17 protein-coding genes are annotated in these 18,646 nt (G+C 65.8%); 7 read left to right on the forward strand and 10 right to left on the reverse strand.

Translation table 11 applies throughout. The annotated features are described in order from the left end of the window. The first annotated feature begins 81 nt into the window (after window positions 1-81). The 3 genes from nfi (at window position 82) to VZ068_RS14240 (ending at window position 2,544) form a co-directional block, all read left to right on the forward strand. Entirely contained in the window at window positions 82-789 is a 708-nt protein-coding gene (gene nfi, locus VZ068_RS14230; RefSeq protein ID WP_349655656.1) for a deoxyribonuclease V, read from the forward strand. Between the two features lie 153 nt (window positions 790-942). Then, window positions 943-1,833, forward strand: a complete 891-nt coding sequence (locus tag VZ068_RS14235; protein WP_259151595.1) for a pirin family protein — start codon at window positions 943-945, stop codon at window positions 1,831-1,833. 249 nt (window positions 1,834-2,082) lie between these two features. Then, complete coding sequence (locus VZ068_RS14240; protein ID WP_259151596.1) at window positions 2,083-2,544, forward strand: hypothetical protein; 462 nt, start codon at window positions 2,083-2,085, stop codon at window positions 2,542-2,544. A 148-nt stretch (window positions 2,545-2,692) separates the two neighbouring features. Here VZ068_RS14240 and VZ068_RS14245 read toward each other — a convergent pair whose 3' ends face one another. Continuing rightward, complete coding sequence (locus VZ068_RS14245) at window positions 2,693-3,115, reverse strand: OsmC family protein (RefSeq protein ID WP_349655657.1); 423 nt, start codon at window positions 3,113-3,115, stop codon at window positions 2,693-2,695. A gap of 33 nt (window positions 3,116-3,148) precedes the next feature. Further along, complete coding sequence (locus tag VZ068_RS14250) at window positions 3,149-4,006, reverse strand: pirin family protein (RefSeq protein ID WP_259151599.1); 858 nt, start codon at window positions 4,004-4,006, stop codon at window positions 3,149-3,151. A gap of 233 nt (window positions 4,007-4,239) precedes the next feature. On the opposite strand from VZ068_RS14250, the gene VZ068_RS14255 reads away from it, so the two are divergent. After that, window positions 4,240-6,312 carry a carbon starvation CstA family protein gene (locus tag VZ068_RS14255; protein ID WP_259151601.1) on the forward strand — a complete coding sequence of 691 codons (2,073 nt, stop codon included), beginning with the start codon at window positions 4,240-4,242 and terminating at the stop codon, window positions 6,310-6,312. Beyond that, the gene (locus VZ068_RS14260) at window positions 6,312-6,536 is read left to right on the forward strand and encodes a CstA-like transporter-associated (seleno)protein (protein ID WP_005926176.1); all 225 of its coding nucleotides are present in this window, start codon (window positions 6,312-6,314) and stop codon (window positions 6,534-6,536) included. Before VZ068_RS14255 ends, VZ068_RS14260 begins: the two co-directional genes overlap by 1 nt. A 606-nt stretch (window positions 6,537-7,142) precedes the next feature. Here VZ068_RS14260 and VZ068_RS14265 read toward each other — a convergent pair. Then, the gene (locus tag VZ068_RS14265) at window positions 7,143-7,820 is read right to left on the reverse strand and encodes an HAD family hydrolase (protein WP_349655658.1); all 678 of its coding nucleotides are present in this window, start codon (window positions 7,818-7,820) and stop codon (window positions 7,143-7,145) included. Between the two features lie 224 nt (window positions 7,821-8,044). Here VZ068_RS14265 and VZ068_RS14270 point away from each other — a divergent pair, with 224 nt between their 5' ends. Beyond that, complete coding sequence (locus VZ068_RS14270) at window positions 8,045-8,854, forward strand: ankyrin repeat domain-containing protein (RefSeq protein ID WP_349655659.1); 810 nt, start codon at window positions 8,045-8,047, stop codon at window positions 8,852-8,854. Window positions 8,855-8,890: 36 nt separating this feature from the next. After that, window positions 8,891-10,075 carry an XVIPCD domain-containing protein gene (locus VZ068_RS14275; protein WP_349655660.1) on the forward strand — a complete coding sequence of 395 codons (1,185 nt, stop codon included), beginning with the start codon at window positions 8,891-8,893 and terminating at the stop codon, window positions 10,073-10,075. Between the two features lie 169 nt (window positions 10,076-10,244). Here the strand turns inward: VZ068_RS14275 and VZ068_RS14280 are convergent, their stop codons facing one another. From VZ068_RS14280 to paoA, 7 genes are all read right to left on the reverse strand, one after another. Further along, window positions 10,245-11,495, reverse strand: a complete 1,251-nt coding sequence (locus VZ068_RS14280; RefSeq protein WP_349655661.1) for a DUF819 family protein — start codon at window positions 11,493-11,495, stop codon at window positions 10,245-10,247. Window positions 11,496-11,839: 344 nt separating this feature from the next. Continuing rightward, the gene (locus VZ068_RS14285) at window positions 11,840-12,055 is read right to left on the reverse strand and encodes a hypothetical protein (RefSeq protein WP_046965284.1); all 216 of its coding nucleotides are present in this window, start codon (window positions 12,053-12,055) and stop codon (window positions 11,840-11,842) included. A gap of 519 nt (window positions 12,056-12,574) precedes the next feature. Then, window positions 12,575-13,183, reverse strand: a complete 609-nt coding sequence (locus tag VZ068_RS14290; RefSeq protein WP_349655662.1) for a nucleotidyltransferase family protein — start codon at window positions 13,181-13,183, stop codon at window positions 12,575-12,577. 439 nt (window positions 13,184-13,622) lie between these two features. Then, window positions 13,623-14,636 carry an XdhC family protein gene (locus tag VZ068_RS14295; protein ID WP_349655663.1) on the reverse strand — a complete coding sequence of 338 codons (1,014 nt, stop codon included), beginning with the start codon at window positions 14,634-14,636 and terminating at the stop codon, window positions 13,623-13,625. Next, a complete protein-coding gene (gene paoC, locus VZ068_RS14300) occupies window positions 14,633-16,840 on the reverse strand; it encodes an aldehyde oxidoreductase molybdenum-binding subunit PaoC (protein ID WP_349655664.1) in 2,208 nt (735 codons plus the stop codon). Before paoC ends, VZ068_RS14295 begins: the two co-directional genes overlap by 4 nt. Before the next feature lies 1 nt (window position 16,841). Next, a complete protein-coding gene (locus tag VZ068_RS14305) occupies window positions 16,842-17,792 on the reverse strand; it encodes a xanthine dehydrogenase family protein subunit M (protein ID WP_259161261.1) in 951 nt (316 codons plus the stop codon). Beyond that, complete coding sequence (paoA, locus tag VZ068_RS14310) at window positions 17,789-18,430, reverse strand: aldehyde dehydrogenase iron-sulfur subunit PaoA (RefSeq protein ID WP_349655665.1); 642 nt, start codon at window positions 18,428-18,430, stop codon at window positions 17,789-17,791. The genes VZ068_RS14305 and paoA overlap by 4 nt, the downstream gene beginning before the upstream one ends. Window positions 18,431-18,646: the final 216 nt, after the last annotated feature.

Below are 18,646 nucleotides of genomic sequence, written 5' to 3' on the forward strand. Positions count from 1 at the left end.
GATCAGCCTGCGATTGTAGCGGCAGCCGGCGCATCGCTGGCGTGCACGATCTGCCCACGTGCGGGGCGCGATGCTGCTGCCATGTCCAGCATCGCTCCCGTATTCGCCGATTGGGACGGCAGCGCCGCACAGGCGCGACAGTTGCAGCAGCAACTGGCACACCGCGTGGTGTTGCAGGACGAAGTCGTCGCCACGCCACAGTTGCTGGCCGGTTTCGATGTCGGCTTCGAAGACGATGGCCAGACCACACGGGCCGCCGCCGTGCTGCTGGACGCGCAGACCTTGCGTCCGCTGGAAACGCATGTGGCGCGCGTGCCCACCTCGATGCCGTATGTGCCTGGCCTGCTCAGCTTTCGCGAATTGCCGGCGTTGCTGCAGGCGCTGGCACTGCTGTCGCGTACGCCGGATCTGGTGTTCGTCGATGGCCAGGGCATCGCGCATCCGCGCAAGCTCGGCATCGCCGCGCACTTCGGCGTGGTGACCGGGCTGCCCAGCATCGGCGTGGCCAAGCAACGGCTGGCCGGGACCTTCGTGGAGCCCGGTGCCGACCGCGGCGACCACAGCCCGATCCTGCTGGGCGGCACGCAGATCGGCTGGGCACTGCGCAGCAAGCCGCGCTGCAATCCGTTGATCGTCTCGCCCGGGCATCGCGTCTCGATGCAGGGGGCACTCGACTGGACCTTGCGCACGCTGCGCGCCCATCGCCTGCCCGAGCCCACGCGCCTGGCCGATCGACTGGCCTCGCGGCGTGGCGAGATCGACCTGCCCACACAGGCAAGCCTGCTGTAGCACCGACCCGGCGCACCGGCGCAGCGCAGTCGACCCCGGCACCGATGCAATCTCCCCGGCGGTGCTCACAGAACATTCCGTCTTGATCGGCGGCGCTGCGACGGCGTGGCGTGCATGCGAAGCTTTGGCTCCCACCCGTCACGAGCTAACGCCATGACCACCCTGATCGCCCCACGCGTCCACGACATCGGCGGGCTGCAGGTGCGTCGCGCCGTGCCCACCCTGCAGGCGCGCAGCATCGGCCCGTTCGTGTTCGTCGACCACATGGGTCCAGCGGTGCTGGAGCCGGACCACGGCATCGACGTGCGCCCGCATCCGCATATCGGCCTGGCGACCGTGACCTTCCTGTGGGCGGGCGAGATCGGCCACCGCGACACGCTCGGCTCCGATCAGGTGATCCGCCCGGGCGACGTCAACTGGATGACCGCCGGCCGTGGCATCGCCCATTCCGAACGCACGCCCGGCCCCGAGCGCGCACGCGAACATGCACTGCATGGCATGCAGACCTGGATCGCGCTGCCGCGTTCGGCCGAAGAGACCGCCCCGGCGTTCCATCACCACGCCGCCGCGAGCCTGCCGCAGCAACGCCGCGAGGGCGTGTGGCTGCGCGTGATCGCCGGCCGCGCCTATGGCGAGGAGTCGCCGGTGCAGGTGTTCAGCGGCACCCTCAATGTGGCACTGGATCTGGCGCCCGATGCCGAGATCGATCTGGACACCGGCTACGCCGAACGCGCGTTGTACATCCTGGAAGGCGAGGCGCAACTGGATGGCGCCGATGTGCCGTCGCGCCACCTGATCCTGCCCTCGTCCGGCGCGCGTGGGCGCCTGCGCGCCAAGACGCCGCTCAAGGCCATGCTGCTCGGCGGCGAACCGCTGGATGGCCCGCGTCATTTGTGGTGGAACTTCGTGTCCAGCTCCAAGGAGCGTATCGAACAGGCCAAGGACGACTGGCAGGCCGGGCGCTTCGGCAGCATCCCCGGCGACGACAAGGAGTTCATTCCGCTGCCGGAAACACCGGCACCCAATCCGGTCAATTACCCCTGAAACCATGCGCGGATCCGGCCTGGCGACCGCGACCGCTCCAGGTCTCGCAACGGGAGTGCCCCGTCACACAAGCGATGCCAGGCAGGGATGCGACCCATCTTGAGCACGCCCACAGAATTGTGGTAGTGATACCCCCGTAGTCGGAGCACGTCGCGTGGACGGCACGCTCGAGCGGGGAGCTTGGGACGGTGCAGCGGCACGAAAGACGACGTCGCCCCGCATTGTCATCCATCGCCGGGGAACACTTGAATGAAGTCCGCATCCTGCCTGTTCGGCCTGTCCTTGCTGTTGGCCGCCGCAACCGCCCACGCCCAGACCTCGCCGGTCTGCCCGCCCTTGCCGCCCGCATCGGGATTGCAGTGGAACGAGCTGGCCGGTGCCGACTATCTGGTCTGCAAGGCGGTCACCGCCGACGGCCGCCAGGTGGTGGGCGTGATGCTCACCACCCGCGACCCGGCCATGACCCTGGCCCGCGACCGCCGCGCCGAGAAGGGTCAGATCCAGCAGGAAGACTTCTACTGGTACAAGCTCGATCTGGGCGGGCGTGACATTCCGGGCATGGAATCGCGCCGCGTCACCGTGGTGGAACTGGGCAAGAAGCGCTATGCGCAGCTGTGGATCGACGGCGCCAGCACCGAAGAACTCGCCTCAATGCAATCGCTGGTGCAGGCGATGGATCTGCAGCCGGCCAGTCTTGCGTTGCAGCGCTAGAGGTAATGCCAGTTGCCGCGCGGCGTGAATGCCGCGCGTGCACCACGCATGAGCGCCTCGGCAGGTCTGGCGCTTGCCGTGCTGATGGGCTGACTGCTGGCCGCAGGTCACCGCATCCCGGACCGAATGCGATGACCTGTCGACACCCTCAGGCCGCAGGATCGGCAGCGTCCGACGCCTGCAGCCGACTGGAAATACGCACCTCGCCAGTCAACAGCCGATGGATCGGGCATTTGTCGGCCACTTCCATCAAGCGCGCGCGTTGCGCGTCGTCCAGCGCGCCTTCGAGCACGATCTCTCGGCTGATGTCGGTGCCTGCTGCACCACGTTGGGTGTAATGCAGATGCACGTGCACCGCCGTCAACGGCCACTGTTTGCGTGCCGCCACCATCGACACGGTGATCGCGGTGCACGCGCCCAATGCGCCGAGCACTTGCGACTCCGGATCCGGCCCGGCATCGCTACCGCCATTTGCCGGTTGGGTGTCGCCGACCCAGCGATGCTGCCCATCGTGGATGCTGACGGTGTACGGCACCGCTTCGGTGCTGACATGGACGGGGCGGTCACTCATGGCATTCTCCTGCGATGCATGACGTCGACACGGTTAGAACCGCCCTTCCTGGAAATCGACGAACGCCTGCATCAATTCCTGCTTGGTATTCATCACGAACGGGCCATGCCGCATCACCGGTTCGTTGAGCGGGCGGCCGGCAACCAGGATGAGCTGCGCGCCCTGTGCACCGGCGCGCAGCGTCAGCCGCTCGCCACCGCCCAGCACGGCCAGTTCCTGCGCCGGCAGCGCGCGGGACGCATCGCCTTCGCCCACTGCGACCTCGCCTTCAAACGCGTACGCAAACGCGTTGTGCCCGCCGGGCAGCAGGTAGTCCCACACCGCACCCGGTGCCAGCGCGATATCCAGATACACCGGGCTGGTGGCAGGTTGCACGATCGGGCCGACCACCTCACCCACGGTGCCGGCGATCACCTTGACCGTCACCCCGGGCGCCGGCTGCGCCACCGGAATGTGGTCGGGCGCGTACTCCTGGTACTTGGGCTCGGTCATCTTGTCGCGCGCAGGCAGGTTCACCCACAGCTGAAAGCCGCGCATGCGCCCGGATTGCTGCTCGGGCATTTCCGAATGGATCAGCCCGCGGCCGGCGGTCATCCACTGCACGCTGCCCGGTGTCAGCAGGCCTTCGTTGCCGTGGTTGTCCTTGTGCCGCATGCGCCCGTCGAGCATGTAGGTCACCGTCTCGAAGCCGCGATGCGGATGGCTTGGAAAACCGCCGATGTAGTCCTCGGCCTTCTCGGTGCCGAACTCGTCGAGCATCAGAAACGGGTCAAGATCCGGCAACTGCTGGGTGCCGATGACGCGGGTCAGCTTGACGCCGGCACCGTCGGAGGTCGGCATGCCGCGGATGGTGCGCAGCACATGCGCCGCTGTCGTGGTGGTGGTGCTCATTGCGTTGTCCCTGTGCAGTGGGTCGGTGCGCCAATGATGGGTGCGCATGCTGCACCGCCCAACCACGGCGGTTGCAACCGATCGTTCCAATCGTCGGCCTGGTATGGCGGGCGCTAGCGCATCGTGTCCCCGAATACTCTACGACCAAAGTTTTACCCTGCCGCAGAACGTCGCCATTGACCGCAGCCGGGGCACGGGGGGACCCTTGAGCGAATCGTTCCTGAGGGGCATGCATGAAAGGGTTCTCGAAGCTGGCCTGGGGCGCGCTCGCGCTGCTGGCCGCGTTCTGTCTGGGTACCGTGGCGCTGCGGCGTGGCGAGCACATCAACGCGCTGTGGATCGTGGTGGCGGCGGTGTCGATCTATCTGATCGCCTACCGGTTCTACAGCCTGTTCATCGCCGACAAGGTGATGCAGCTCGACCCCACCCGCGCCACGCCGGCGGTGTCCAACAACGATGGCCTGGACTACGTCCCCACCAACAAGCACGTCTTGTTCGGGCATCACTTCGCTGCCATTGCCGGTGCAGGACCGTTGGTCGGCCCGGTGCTCGCCGCGCAGATGGGTTACCTGCCGGGCCTGCTGTGGCTGGTGGTGGGCGTGGTGTTTGCCGGCGCGGTGCAGGACTTCGTGGTGCTGTTCCTGTCCAGCCGCCGCAACGGGCGCTCGCTGGGCGATCTGGTGCGCGAGGAAATGGGTCAGGTGCCCGGCACGATCGCCCTGTTCGGCGCCTTCCTGATCATGATCATCATCCTGGCGGTGCTGGCGATGGTGGTGGTCAAGGCGTTGGCCGAGAGCCCGTGGGGCATGTTCACGGTGATCGCCACCATGCCCATCGCGATCATGATGGGCGTGTACATGCGCTACATCCGCGTCGGCAAGATCGGTGAGATCTCGGTGGTCGGGCTGATCCTGCTGCTGGGCGCGATCTGGCTGGGCGGCAAGGTCGCCGCCGACCCCACCTGGGGGCCGGCCTTCACCTTCACCGCCAAGCAGATCACCTGGATGCTGATCGGCTACGGTTTCGTCGCCTCGGTGCTGCCGGTGTGGCTGCTGCTGGCGCCGCGCGATTACCTGTCCACCTTCCTCAAGATCGGTACCATCCTGGCGCTGGCGATCGGCATCCTGGTGGTCATGCCCGATCTCAAGATGCCGGCCCTGACCCAGTTCGCCTCCACCGGCGACGGCCCGGTCTGGAAGGGCGGCATCTTCCCGTTCCTGTTCATCACCATCGCCTGCGGTGCGGTGTCCGGCTTCCACGCGCTGATCGCCTCCGGCACCACACCCAAGCTGCTCGCCAACGAAGGCCACATGCGCTACATCGGCTACGGCGGCATGCTGATGGAATCGTTCGTGGCGGTGATGGCGCTGGTGGCGGCCTCGATCATCGAGCCGGGTATCTACTTCGCCATGAACAGCCCCGCTTCGCTGGTCGGCACCGACACCATCGCGGTTGCGGCCAAGGTCTCCGAGTGGGGCTTTGCGATCACCCCGGACGTGCTGGAAGCCACCGCCAGGGACATCGGCGAGCACAGCATCCTGGCGCGCGCCGGCGGTGCCCCCACGTTGGCGGTGGGCATCGCACAGATCCTGCACCAGCTGCTGCCGGGCGAAGACACCATGGCGTTCTGGTATCACTTCGCCATCCTGTTCGAAGCCTTGTTCATCCTCACCGCAGTGGATGCCGGCACGCGTGCAGGCCGCTTCATGCTGCAGGACCTGCTGGGCAACTTCATCCCGGCCCTGAAGAAGACCGAATCGTGGGCCGCCAACATCATCGCCACCGCAGGTTGCGTGGCGCTGTGGGGGTATCTGCTCTACACCGGCGTGATCGATCCGTTCGGCGGCATCCAGACCCTGTGGCCGTTGTTCGGCATCTCCAACCAGATGCTGGCGGGTATCGCGTTGATGCTCGGTACCGTGGTGCTGTTCAAGATGAAGCGCGACCGCTATGCATGGGTCACCATCGTGCCGGCACTGTGGCTGTTGCTATGCACGACCTATGCCGGGCTGATCAAGATCTTCGACAGCAACCCGGCGCAGGGCTTCCTGGCGCAGGCGCACAAGTACCAGGCCGCCATCGCCAGCAACACCATCACCGCACCGGCCAAGACCGTGCCGCAGATGCAGCAGATCGTCACCAATGCCTACGTCAACACCGGGCTGACCGTGCTGTTCCTGTTCGTGGTCGGCTCGATCCTGATCTATGCGGTCAAGACGATCGTGATCGCGCGCCGCACTCCGCAACGCAGCGACCGCGAAACTCCGTACGTGGCCTTGCAGCCACACCAGATGGCGGATCTGTAATGGGCACCCAACTCGTTCTTGCCAGCCAGTACCAGGTGCATCGCCGCATCTGGAGGCGCTTGATACAGACTGCACGCCTGTGCTGCGGCATTCCTGATTACGACAACTACGTGCGCCACATGCTGGAAAAACATCCCGACAAACCGGTGATGGACTACCCGGCATTCTTCCGCGAACGCCAGGATGCGCGTTACGGCGGCAAGAGCGGGTTCCGCTGCTGCTGATCGGACGAGTGTCTGATCAGAGAGTGGCCGATCGTCTAGTGGAACCGCAACAGGGCGCGATGCGAATCGCGCCCTGTTGCGTTGATGGCTTGGGGTTGGCCGCAAGGGGGCCTCTCGCACTCATCACCGCAGACACGCCGCAAGGCCGGGCGGCTGATGGCCGGCCTTGCCAATGGATCAGTTGTAGGGCGGTTGATCTGCGCGCTGGCTGCAGGGCCCTTGCCCGCCCACCGTCGCGGGACACGCCGTGAATCCGTCCATGGAGGCTCTTACGCGGCATCCATGCCGCGTAAGGTCCCGCGACGGTGGGCGGGCAAGGACCAGTCGAGTTGGTCGGTGCGCATGGAAGCGCCCTGCTGGATGCGCCTGTCCGATCATGACGTATCGGCTCCATGTCTGATGGGGGCGCCGCACTACAGACAGCTTTTCAAACGAGCGCCGACCAACTGTCTGGTGCGGTGCCCTCGCCGCTTGCGGGACCGTGTGGCGGCATGGATGCCGCCACCGCGCCTACATGGACGTACTTGCGGCGTGTCCCGCGATCGGTGAGGGCACCGCGCGCACGACTCATCGGGCTTTTGACATCCAAGAGACCCTGTCAGCGCCTCAGCCAGCGCGTTTTTGCGCAAGCCGCTCGAACAACGCAGGCAGATCGCGCATCTCGTCGAACACCGCCAGCACACCAAGGCGACGCAAGGTGTCGGCATGTCCCTGCGGGATATGGCTGGCACCGGTGAAACCCAGCACCTGCATGCCGGCCGCCAACGCGGCAGTCGCACCGGTGGGGCTGTCCTCGATCACCAGGCAGCGCTCCGGCGCAACACCCAGGGTGCGGGCAGCCAACAGATAGACATCCGGCGCCGGCTTGGGCCGCTCCACCATATCGGCGGCGAAGATGTGTCCCGCCGCGCGCGCAGTGAGCCCCACCCGTTCGACCGAAGCGATCACATTGTGGCGGCGACTGTTGGAGGCTACCGCCAGCGGCAGCGGGATCTGCTCCAATGCCGCGCGCACACCCGCAATCGGCTGCACCTCGGCGGCGATCAAGGCCTCGCTGCGCGCCTGGATCTGTGCCAGCAAGGTCTCGGGCAACTGCAGCGCAAAGTGTTCCTCCACCCGCCGCAATACCTCGCGTGTGGTCTGCCCGAACGTGGTTTCCAGCAGATGTTCCAACGGCTCGGCCGGCACGAACGCTGCCAGCGCCTCGCGCATCACCCGGTCGGCCAGTATTTCGCTGTCGACAAGAACCCCATCGCAGTCACTGATCAGTAGCTCGTACGCCATTGCACCCATCTGCTTGCTGCTTGCAAAGCGCCATTATGCCGGCCCGGTCGTGACCGTCGGCTGTGGCCCGGCGCTAGTACAGGTAACAACTACGCACACGCATTCGCCTGGAAGGCCCGTCGTCAAGCAGTCCCGACCAGACGCCCCGCCTCCGCGCCGATGTCACGAAATCTTACCGCTTGCGATTTTTACAGCTGGTAGGATCAGGCCCGCTGCGGAAGGACTTGCCGCAGCGCCATCAGGAATGCGATCAGGAGAAGGAGATTTCGATGCAACCGCGATTCTCTGCCCTGCTCGTTCTTGCGACCTCGTTTTTCGCGGTCTCATGCACCGCCTCGCCCGGTGCCAAGGAGCAAACCACCATGTCAGCTACGCTGCAGGACCACGCCGTCGCCTTCCGCGACCCCGGTCTGACCGACATCGCCAACGCCGTCGCGCACGGCGATGTTGCGCGGATCAAAACGCTCGCCCCCACCGTCGATCTGGCCGCACACGGCGATCAGAACGTGACCTTGCTGGAATGGGCGATCTGGAACGAACAACCACGCGCCCTGGACGCCCTGCTCGACGCGGGCGCCGACCCCGCGTTACCGGGCATGGACCAGGAAACGGTCGTGCACATGGCCGCAATGGCGCAGGATCCGGAGTACCTGAAGATTCTGCTGCAGCACAAGGCGCCGATCGATGTGGTCAGCGCACGTGCCGGCTGGACGCCGCTGTTCCGCGCGGTGCAAAGCAAGCGCGATGCGCAGATCGGCCTGTTGCTCGATGCCGGCGCCGACGTGCAGCGTGTCGACCACACTGGTAACAGCCTGCTGCATCTGGCCGCGCAGAGCGGCGCCGCCAGCCCGGCAGTATTGCAATTGCTCAAGGCCGGCGTGGACCCCACGGTGCGCAATGCACAGCAGAAAACCTTCCAGGCGTATTTCTTCACCACGCCGGACCGCCTGCTTAATGCCACCGGACAGCAGGTCAGGTCGGATGTGCGTACATGGTTGAGCGCCCACAACATTCCCGTGGAAAGCAGCCGCTAAGCGCGCTTTCCGTACGACGCACGCAAGGAGCCGCGCATGCCCACGTCAGTATCCATCTCTTCCACCGCCGCACCCACTCCGTTCGCAGAGTCGATGCGCGGACAACAACCGCAACCGCAGGACCGGCAGTTTCCGGAGCTGTTGCAAGATCTCTACGCCACTGCAAACCAACGTCGCGAAGGCGGCGCCGAAACCTTTGCGCCGCTGGCCAACGGCTGGTCGCGCATGGACGACAGTGCGCTGCAGCAGGCCGGCATCGATCCGGCCCTGCTGCACGATGCCAAAAGCGGTTTCGATGCCGCGTTCTATCGCAACGATCAAGGCCAGGTGGTGCTCGGTTTTTGCGGCACCGACGAAGGCAAGGACTGGAAGCACAACATCGGCCAGGGCCTGGGCTTTGCCGATGCGCAATACGCATCGGCAATCCAGCTCGGCAGCCAGGCCAAACAGGCCTTTGGCGACCAGGTGGTGATCTCCGGCCATTCGCTGGGCGGTGGTCTGGCGTCTGCATCGGCCATGGTCAACGACATTCCCGCAGTGACGTACAACGCGGCCGGCGTCAACGACCGCACCCTCGAACGCGAGGGCCTGGATGCGGCGGCAGCCAAGCAATATGCCAGCGATGAATTGATTCGCGGCTACCACGTTAAGAACGAAATCCTCACCCATCTGCAGGAAGACAGCATTCCGCTGAAGTGGACGATGCCCAACGCGGCCGGTCACCAGATCCAGTTGCCGGAGCCGGACCCGCTCTCGTTCGGGCAGCGTCTGGTGCCCGGCATGATGCTCAAGCACCGTCTGGACCTGCACGGGATGGACTCGGTGATCAAGGCGCAGGACATGCAATCGCCGGACCAGGCACGCGGCACGTCGCTGCAACCCGGCAGCCGGTTGTTCAACGACGCGGTCGTGCAACTGGATGGCCAACGCGAGCGGCTGGGGCTGCGTGACGACACCGCGTTTCTCAACACTGCTGCCAGCGTGGCCGCGCGTGCAGGCAACGACGGCCTGCAGCGGATCGATCACCTGGTCCCCAACCGCGATGGCGACAGCCTGATTGCGGTGCAAGGCCGCATGGACGACCCGGCGCATCTGCGCAGCCATGTGCAGACCGCATCCGCTGCCAATGAGCCTGCGCAAGGCAATGTCAGCCAGTTGCAGCAGCACAACCAGCAACCTGCCCAGCAGCAGGAAGAGCAGCGCCGCGTGATGCAGCACTAGAGGGCCTGGCAAACCGTGCCGCACGCAGTCCTTGTCCCGTGGACGCGTGCGGCGCGGAAAGCGTCGGGGAAATGGGCGACGGCTCTGCTGCGGTAAACCGACCGGGAAAGCGCATGCAGCTGTTCCAGGCAGCAGCCCCATGACGCCGGCCGCACAGCGCAACGCGGCACTAGCCTGCCCCGGCCATCGCCCGCAGGGTGATGCCGACCAGATAGGCCAGATAGGTACCGGTGGCGTAGCCCATCGTGCCCAGCAGCACACCCACCGGTGCAAGCGCCGGGTGGAAGGCCGCAGCGACGACGGGCGCAGACGCCGGGCCGCCGATGTTGGACTGCGAGCCGATCGCAAAATAGAAGAATGGCACCCGCAGCCAGCGCGCCAGCGCCCACAACAAGGCGATGTGCACGGCGATCCAGATCAGCCCGAGCAGGAACAGCCACGGCCGATCCAGCAGCGCCAGCAGGTCCATCTGCATGCCGATGCAGGCGATCAGGAAATACAGCAGCAACGCGCCGATCCTGGAGGCGCCCGCGCCTTCCAGGGTCCGTGCGCGCGTGAAGCTGAGCAGCAGTCCCAGGCTGGTCGCCAGCACCACCACCCACACGAACGGCGCATCCAGACTGAACTGGCCAGCCCAGCTCAGCTGCGCCTTGCACCACGCCGCCAACGGGTTGGCCAGCGCGTGGGCCAACCCGACCCCGCCAAACGCCACTGCCACGATCACCATCAGATCGGCCAGGCTGGGGATGCGCGCATGTTCGGCCTGGAAGCGCGCCATGCGCTCCTGCAAGGCGTCCAGCGCTCGGGTGTCGGCACCGCTGCGCTCATCGATCTTGCGCGCGCGTCCGGCCAGGAAAATCAACGCCGCCATCCACACGTAGCCGACGCCGACATCGACCACCGCAAACTGCCCGAACGTGGTCGCATCGACATTGAACACTTCGCGCATCGCCAGCATGTTGGCGCCACCGCCGATCCAGCTGCCCGCCAGTGCGGCCATGCCCGCCCAGGTGTCGCCGGCGACGGTTGCCGGGTGCAGCCATCGCATCACCCAGAAGGCGACCACCGCGCCCAGCATGATGCTCAGTGACGCGCCCAGGTACATGGCGACCAGCTTGGGCCCCAGCCCCAGGATCGCGCGCAGATCGATGCTCAGGGTGAGCAGGATCAATGCGGCCGGCAGCAGCACATCGCGGGCGATGGGGTTGTACAGGCGCGTGTTGGCGCCATCGATCAGCCCGACGGTGTTGTAGATCCCGGGCAGCAGGTAGCACAGCAACAAGGCCGGCACCACGGCATAGAAGCGCCGCCACGGGCCTTGCTCGCGCGAGGAGGTCCAGAACACCGCCCCCAGAGTGGCGGCGATCAGGCCGAAGACGACGATATCGTTTTGAATCAGTGCAGACGCAGGCGCATTCACCGCGGGCGGTCATCCGGACAGAGGGCCGCCGACGCGGATCGGGCCAGGAGCGGCCGATGACCACGAATCTAGCCGACCGCGGCGGTCACGCAAACCCTGCGGACAATCTGAGCGCAGCGGGTCTGGCGATCGCAACCGGTCCATCTGCGGCGCGCCGCATTTCCATGCCAGGCGGATGGGCGGTTGAACAGTCCGTCGAGCGCGCGCCTTGTCGTTATCGGCAGCTTGCTGCCGCGACCGGTAGGTTGGCAGAAGCCGACACAGCCTCGTAGTCGCACAGCCGCAGCCAGACTGAAATGCGGCCATACGGCCATCGCGATCGACGCCGGGCGCCGGACCAGCGCTTAACCGTAGCGCCGCACCACGCGTTCGCCGTCGGCGGTATCCAGGACCACGCCGCTGGGCTGGCCGGTGGTCAGGCAGTGCAGCTTGGCCATCAGCTCGGCATTTTCCAGGGCGCCCTGCTCGCGCAGGTAGCGCAGCGGCGACCATTCCGGGCGGGTCACCCACCAGCTGCCTTGCTCGGGACGAATGCGTACGACGTAGCGGGATTGGTCCATATGGCCTCCGGCCGGTGAGTACAGCGGTCAAACACAGCGGACGCGCCGGACGGGCGCACCACGCCAGGGATTGGGGCAAGCCACGCCACTTCCGGTAGCCAACATGCCCTTACTCAAGGGGCCGCGGGAGAGTGGCCGATGGCTCCGCGTTTGGCATAGCGAGCATGCGGTTTTACGCATGGCGACACCGTCGGGCGGACACTGGCATCCGAGTAGGAAAATTCTTACGTGACACAGTTCACGCTGGGCGCTACATTCCGCGACGAGGCGTGAAGAAATCTTCACAGGCAGCCGCCACAGGAGCGCCGACGGCTTGCAGGAATCAAGGCGCGCTCGAACCAGACCTTGGGGAGGGTTGGCATGTATCTGCTCAGAAAGTTCCAGTTTCCGGTCAAGACCGCGATGGTGGTGGGCTACGTTCTGGTGGTCAGGGAAGCCTTGGTGCTCTGGACCTGATCGGCATCGGCGCATTGCGCAGCAGGCTGTCGGAAATCGGTGGCCGATACCCGTCATCGCGTCTCAATCCCGGTCTACCCAACCGCGTTGTTGCGCTGCCGCAAGATCCGCAGGCGTGTCCACGTCCAGCGCCAGCGCCGGTGCGCTGACGCAGCCCAGCGTCTGCACATCCAGACTCGCAAACAGCGCGCGCAGACCGCTATCGCCCTGCAGCGCAACGTCTGCCCAGGCGGTGTGGGTCACCACCGCGGGAATCCCGCGCACGCCCGCATAGCCACTGGTGGCACACCGCGAAGTGGCACGCTCAGCTTCGTCCAGCAAGGCGCGTAAGTGCGGCGCCTCCAGTGCCGGTTGGTCGCACCCCAAAATCAGGCTGCGTCGCAGCGTCGGATCGTCCTGTACATGCCGGCGCAGTGCGGACAGGCTGGAGCCCATTCCGGAAGACCAGTCGGCATGCCGCAGCACTTCCACCTCCAGCCCCTGCAGGACGTCGGCCAGCCTGTCGGCATCGGCGCCCAGCACGACGACACAGCGCAGTGGTGCGGTCTGCAATGCGATGCGTGCAGCACGCCGCAGCAATGGTTCGCCGTCGCGCATCAGCAACTGCTTGGAGCGGCCGAGCCGGCTCCCCGCGCCTGCTGCCAATATCAATGCGGCATGGTCGCTGCTCATGCGCGGCGCCTGCCAGGCGCGTCGCAACCGACGCACGTAGCGCGGCAACTGCGTGCCGGATGCAAGCTGCGTGCGTCGCCAGGCGTTGCGTGCATGCACACGGCAACGCGTGGCGATCCGGCAACTGGCACATCGCACGACACAACGTCACAAAGCGAGAGAACAAGGGGCATGGCGACGTCGTGCGTGATGGAGACAGACTCAGCGTAGAGGCCGCGCTGTGCGTGCGGAGTGACTGCGCAACGCATCGACCGCATGCGATGCTTGCGCTGATGCGTAGCAGGCGTCAACGCACCATGCGGAGTGCGGATTAGCGCGGAATGCGTGCACGCACACGGCGTTGTGTCGGGATGGATTACCTGCACGAAGCAGCGCTGCGGGCAACCGCCAAGGCCTACGAGGCGCGGCACGACAAACCATACGACAGATGCACGACGACCTAAGCGCTGGCCGCACCGATGTGCAGGTCCGTCACTGCCTGCGTGGCTTCGGCGATGATGCCCAACGCGATGGTATGCGGCGATGAGCGCCCCATTCGCCAACCCGCCGGCAGGCGCAAACGCGCAAGCTCAGCTTCGTCGTAGCCCAGCGCACGTAACGCCTGCAGGCGGCTGTCGCGCTTGCTCCGGCTGCCCAGGATGCCGATGCATGCTGCATCGGTTTCCAGGCCGCGGCACGCGACCTGCAGATCGATCTCGCTGTCGTGCGCCAGGCTGTACAGGGCTGTGCCGGCGTCCAGCTGCAGATCGCGTAACGCATCGCGCAAGCTGCGGCGATCGTAGTGTTCCGGCGCCAGGCCGGGCGGCGGCTCACTGGGCCCGTGCGGACGCAGCACACGCGCCTCGATCCCCATTTGATTGGCCAACGCCACCAGCGCCAGCAATGCAGGATCTGCACCCACCAGTACCAGCCGCAAGGGCGGGCGATGGACGCGCAGAAATTCGCCGGCACGCACATCGTGCACATGGGCGGGATAGCGCACGCTTCCGGTCCTGCGATCCAGCGCAACATGAAACGCGCGGCGGTGCTGACGCGCATTGCGCCAGCGTGCGAGATGCTCGGCCAGATCCGGCACTGGCCAGACCAGCACGCCAATGCGCCCGCCACAGCTGAGCTGGATGTCCAGCACATCGCTGCCCTCGCCATAGTCCAGCCATCGCGGTTGCCCATCGCGCAATACGCCCATGGCTTCATGCGCGACGGCCGCTTCCACGCAACCGCCGGAGACATAACCGGCAACCCGGCCATCGGCCGCGATCGCCATCTCGCTTCCCAGCGGGCGCGGCGAGGAGCCCTGCACGTCGATCAAGGTCGCGATCGCCACCCGCTGGCCGGCGCGGTGCCAAGCGGTCAGCACCGGCAGCAGATCGTCGTGCAATGCGTAGCTCGGCCATGCCGGCCACGCCGGCTGGGCCGGCGCTGCATGCGTGGCAGGAGCGACGACTGCACTCACGCGCGCAGTTGCTCGGGCAGATGCGGCAGCAGCTTTTCCAACGTCACCGGGTAGTCGCGCACGCGCACGCCGGTGGCGTTGTAGACCGCGTTGGCAATCGCTGCCGCCACGCCGCAAATTCCCAGCTCGCCCACGCCCTTGGCCTTCATCGGCGAGGACATCGGGTCGCTTTCTTCCAGGAACACCACGTCCTGATGCGGAATATCCGCATGCACCGGCACTTCGTAACCGGCCAGGTCGTGATTGACGAAGAACCCGAAGCGCTTGTCCACCGCCAGTTCCTCCATCAACGCCGCACCCGCGCCCATGGTCATGCCGCCGATGACCTGGCTGCGCGCGGACTTGGGATTGAGGATGCGTCCGGCCGCACACACCGCGAGCATGCGGCGGATACGCACCTCGGCGGTGGTGACATCCACGCCAACTTCGACAAAGTGCGCGCCGAAGGTCGACACCTGATGGGTCTTGGACAGGTCGCCGAACTCGATCTTGTCCTCGACCACCAGGGCGCCATTGGACGCAGCATCGCCCAGTGGAATGCGCTTGCCGCCGGCACGTACATGGCCATCGGCAAATTCGGCCTTGGCCGGGTCCAGGCCCAACTGCTTGGCGACGGTTTCGCGCAGCTTCACCGCCGCTGCGTAGACGCCAGCGGTGGAACTGTTTGCGCCCCACTGCCCACCAGAGCCCGCCGATGCCGGGAAGCTGGAATCGCCCAGGCGCACGTCCACCCAGTCCAGCGGCACGCCCAGCATCTCGGCCGCGGTCTGCGCGATGATGGTGTAGGAGCCGGTGCCGATATCGGTCATGTCGGTTTCCACCACCACGCGACCACCCTGCTCCAGGCGCATGCGCGCCCCGGAGGTCATCACCGGCGCGTTGCGAAACGCGGCCGCCACGCCCATGCCGACCAACCAGCGCCCGTCGCGGTTGCTGGCCGGCTTGGATTTACGCTTGGACCACTGGAAACGCTCGGCACCGTCTTGCAGGCACTTGACCAGCTGGCGCTGCGAGAACGGGCGCTGCGGGTTTTCCGGATCGACCTGCGTATCGTTGACGACCCGGAACTTGACCGGATCCATCGCGAGTTTTTCGGCCATTTCGTCCATGGCCACTTCCAGTGCCATCAAACCGGGCGCTTCGCCGGGGGCACGCATGGCATTGCCTTCCGGCAAATCGAGCACGGCCAGCCGGGTCGCGATCAGCCGGTTGGCCCCGGCGTAGAGCAACTGCGTCTGCGCGGCGGCGATCTCCGGGCCGCCCTCGGGCAGGTCGCCCGACCAGCTTTCGTGTGCGATCGCGGTGATCTTGCCATCGCGCTCGGCACCGATGCGGATGCGCTGCACGGTCGCCGGACGATGTGTCGTGTTGTTGGCGATCAGCGGGCGCGGCAGCATCACCTTCACCGGACGCTTGACTTCGCGCGCAGCCAGCGCAGCCAGGACTGCATCGGCACGCAGGAACAGCTTGCTGCCAAAACCGCCACCGATGTACGGCGACATGATGCGCACGTTTTCGCGCGGAATGCCCAAGGTCACTGCCAGGTCGCGCGCACCCCAGTTGATCATCTGGTTGGACGTCCACACGCTCAGCTTGTCGCCGTCCCACATCGCGGTCGACGCATGCGGCTCCATCATCGCGTGCGAGTGATCGGGCGTGGTGTACTCGGCATCCAGTTGCACCGGCGCCGCGGCGAAGGCGCCATCGAAATCGCCGACGGCGCTATTGGGGGCCCCGCCCTCCTTGCTGACCTTGGCGCCATCGCGCGCTTTCTTCAGATCGTATGCGCCGACATGGCGGCCGTAATCGACCTTGATCAGCTGCGCCGCTGCGCGGGCCTGCTCGAAGGTTTCGGCAATCACCACTGCAATTGCCTGGTGGTAATGCTGGATTTCCGGGCCGCCCAGCAACTTGGCGGTGTTGAGCTTGCCCTTGTGCAGTTTGCCGGCGTTCTGCGCAGAGACGATCCCGAGCACGCCGGGCGCGTTGCGCGCGGCGCTCAGGTCGATGCTACGGATGGTGCCCTTGGCGATCCCCGCGCCCACGACATGGCCGTAGGCAGCGCGGCCCGGCAGATCATGATGTTCGTAGGCATACGGCGCTTGGCCGGTGGTCTTGAGCGGCCCGTCGATGCGGTCGACGGGCTTGCCGACGACCTTGCCTTGATCGATGGGGTTGGAACCGGCAGGAGTGTCGAATTTCATATCAGGCCCTCGCCTCGGCCAGGATCGCGGTCAAGGTGCGTTCCACCAGCGGCACCTTGAATGCGTTGTGTTCGGTGGGCTGTGCGCCGTCCAGCAGCACAGAAGCGATGGCGCGTGCGCCCTGGCGCGATTGCGCTTCGGCCGCTTCGCTACGCCATGGTTTGTGCGCCACACCGCCAACGCCGATGCGCGCGGTGCCGTCGCGCTGCACGACAGCGGCGACCGAGACCAGGGCAAACGCATACGACGCGCGGTCGCGCACCTTGCGATAGACATGCGTGCCGCCAAGCGGCTTGGGCAAGGTCACCGCGGTGATCAGCTCGCCACGTTCCAGCACGGTTTCCAGATGCGGTGTGGTCCCCGGCGCACGATAGAACTCGGCCAGCGGCACGGCGCGCGTCTGTCCATCCGGCCGCACCGTTTCCACCGTAGCGTCCAGCACACGCATGGCGATGGCCATGTCGCTGGGATGGGTGGCGATGCAGGCGTCACTGGCGCCGATGACAGCCAGCTGACGGTTGAAGCCGCCGATCGCCGCGCAGCCGCTGCCTGGCAGGCGCTTGTTGCACGGCTGGTTGGTGTCGTAAAAATACGGGCAGCGCGTGCGCTGCAGCAGATTGCCGGCCGTGGTGGCGCGATTGCGCAGCTGGCCGGACGCACCCGCCAGCAATGCGCGCGACAGCACCGCGTAATCGCGGCGAACCCGCGTATCGGCGGCAAGATCGGTATTGCGTACCAACGCACCGATCCGCAAGCCGCCCTCCGGCGTTGCGTCGATGGTGTCCAGATTCAATCCGTTGACATCGATCAGATGCGATGGCGTTTCGATCTGCAGCTTCATCAGATCGAGCAGGTTGGTACCGCCGGCGATGAACTTGGCACCTGGCTGGCGCGCGGCCTTGACTGCGGCATCTGCCGCCGAGGTGGCGCGCTCGTAGCTGAAAGCCTTCATGCGCGTTCTCCGGCGACTTCGTTGATCGCTTCGACGATGTTGGAATACGCACCGCAGCGACAGATGTTGCCGCTCATGCGTTCCTGCAGTTCCGGCGTGGTGAGCCGGGTCTTGGCGGTCAGATCGTCGGTTACATGGCTGGGAATGCCGCGCTTGACTTCATCCAGCACGGCCACTGCCGAACAGATCTGGCCAGGTGTGCAATAGCCGCACTGATACCCATCGTGTTTGACGAAGGCCGCCTGCATCGGATGCAGTTTGTCCGGTGTGCCCAGGCCTTCAATGGTGGTGACCTTTGCGCCCTGATGCATCACCGCCAGCGACAGGCAGGAATTCATGCGCTGCCCGTCGACAATGACCGTACACGCGCCGCACTGGCCGTGATCGCAGCCCTTTTTGGTGCCGGTCAAGTGCAGGTGCTCGCGCAATGCATCAAGCAAGGTGGTGCGGTTATCCAGTGTCAGCGTCACCGGCTTGCCATTTACCTCGAAGGCGACCTGGCTGGACGCGTTGGCCGGCTCCACCGCCTGCCGTTGCGACACGGCAGTGGCCGCCATCGAGTGGGTTGCGGCAACGCTCGCTGCCGACGCCGTGCCAGCGATCAATACTTCGCGACGGGTCATCTTGATGTCTCTCATGGCTGGCATCTCCAACAATGCTGGCTAATACAGTTCTTTATCAATGTGCAGGGCCGTCAGTCACAAGCGCGTGAGTGCGGGCTTGAGAACGGTGCAATCGGTGGTTGCCCGATTCTAGTTGTCGCCTGCGCATGCATTGGCGTTGGAGGCAGCATGCGTCTATGAAACGTACTCATCACTGTGCGGCGTCATTGGATGGCGCCGTGGCGATGACGC

The organism is Xanthomonas sp. 10-10, assembly GCF_040182365.1.
Classification (GTDB): Bacteria; Pseudomonadota; Gammaproteobacteria; order Xanthomonadales; family Xanthomonadaceae; genus Xanthomonas; species Xanthomonas arboricola_F.

Bases quoted from the DNA above. Each gene is read 5' to 3' on its own strand.
- nfi (WP_349655656.1), top strand. From the start codon at position 82: ATGTCCAGCATCGCTCCCGTATTCGCCGATTGGGACGGCAGCGCCGCA.
- VZ068_RS14235 (WP_259151595.1), top strand. From the start codon at position 943: ATGACCACCCTGATCGCCCCACGCGTCCACGACATCGGCGGGCTGCAG.
- VZ068_RS14240 (WP_259151596.1), top strand. From the start codon at position 2,083: ATGAAGTCCGCATCCTGCCTGTTCGGCCTGTCCTTGCTGTTGGCCGCC.
- VZ068_RS14245 (WP_349655657.1), bottom strand. From the start codon at position 3,115: ATGAGTGACCGCCCCGTCCATGTCAGCACCGAAGCGGTGCCGTACACC.
- VZ068_RS14250 (WP_259151599.1), bottom strand. From the start codon at position 4,006: ATGAGCACCACCACCACGACAGCGGCGCATGTGCTGCGCACCATCCGC.
- VZ068_RS14255 (WP_259151601.1), top strand. From the start codon at position 4,240: ATGAAAGGGTTCTCGAAGCTGGCCTGGGGCGCGCTCGCGCTGCTGGCC.
- VZ068_RS14260 (WP_005926176.1), top strand. From the start codon at position 6,312: ATGGGCACCCAACTCGTTCTTGCCAGCCAGTACCAGGTGCATCGCCGC.
- VZ068_RS14265 (WP_349655658.1), bottom strand. From the start codon at position 7,820: ATGGCGTACGAGCTACTGATCAGTGACTGCGATGGGGTTCTTGTCGAC.
- VZ068_RS14275 (WP_349655660.1), top strand. From the start codon at position 8,891: ATGCCCACGTCAGTATCCATCTCTTCCACCGCCGCACCCACTCCGTTC.
- VZ068_RS14285 (WP_046965284.1), bottom strand. From the start codon at position 12,055: ATGGACCAATCCCGCTACGTCGTACGCATTCGTCCCGAGCAAGGCAGC.
- VZ068_RS14290 (WP_349655662.1), bottom strand. From the start codon at position 13,183: ATGAGCAGCGACCATGCCGCATTGATATTGGCAGCAGGCGCGGGGAGC.
- paoC (WP_349655664.1), bottom strand. From the start codon at position 16,840: ATGAAATTCGACACTCCTGCCGGTTCCAACCCCATCGATCAAGGCAAG.
- VZ068_RS14305 (WP_259161261.1), bottom strand. From the start codon at position 17,792: ATGAAGGCTTTCAGCTACGAGCGCGCCACCTCGGCGGCAGATGCCGCA.
- paoA (WP_349655665.1), bottom strand. From the start codon at position 18,430: ATGAGAGACATCAAGATGACCCGTCGCGAAGTATTGATCGCTGGCACG.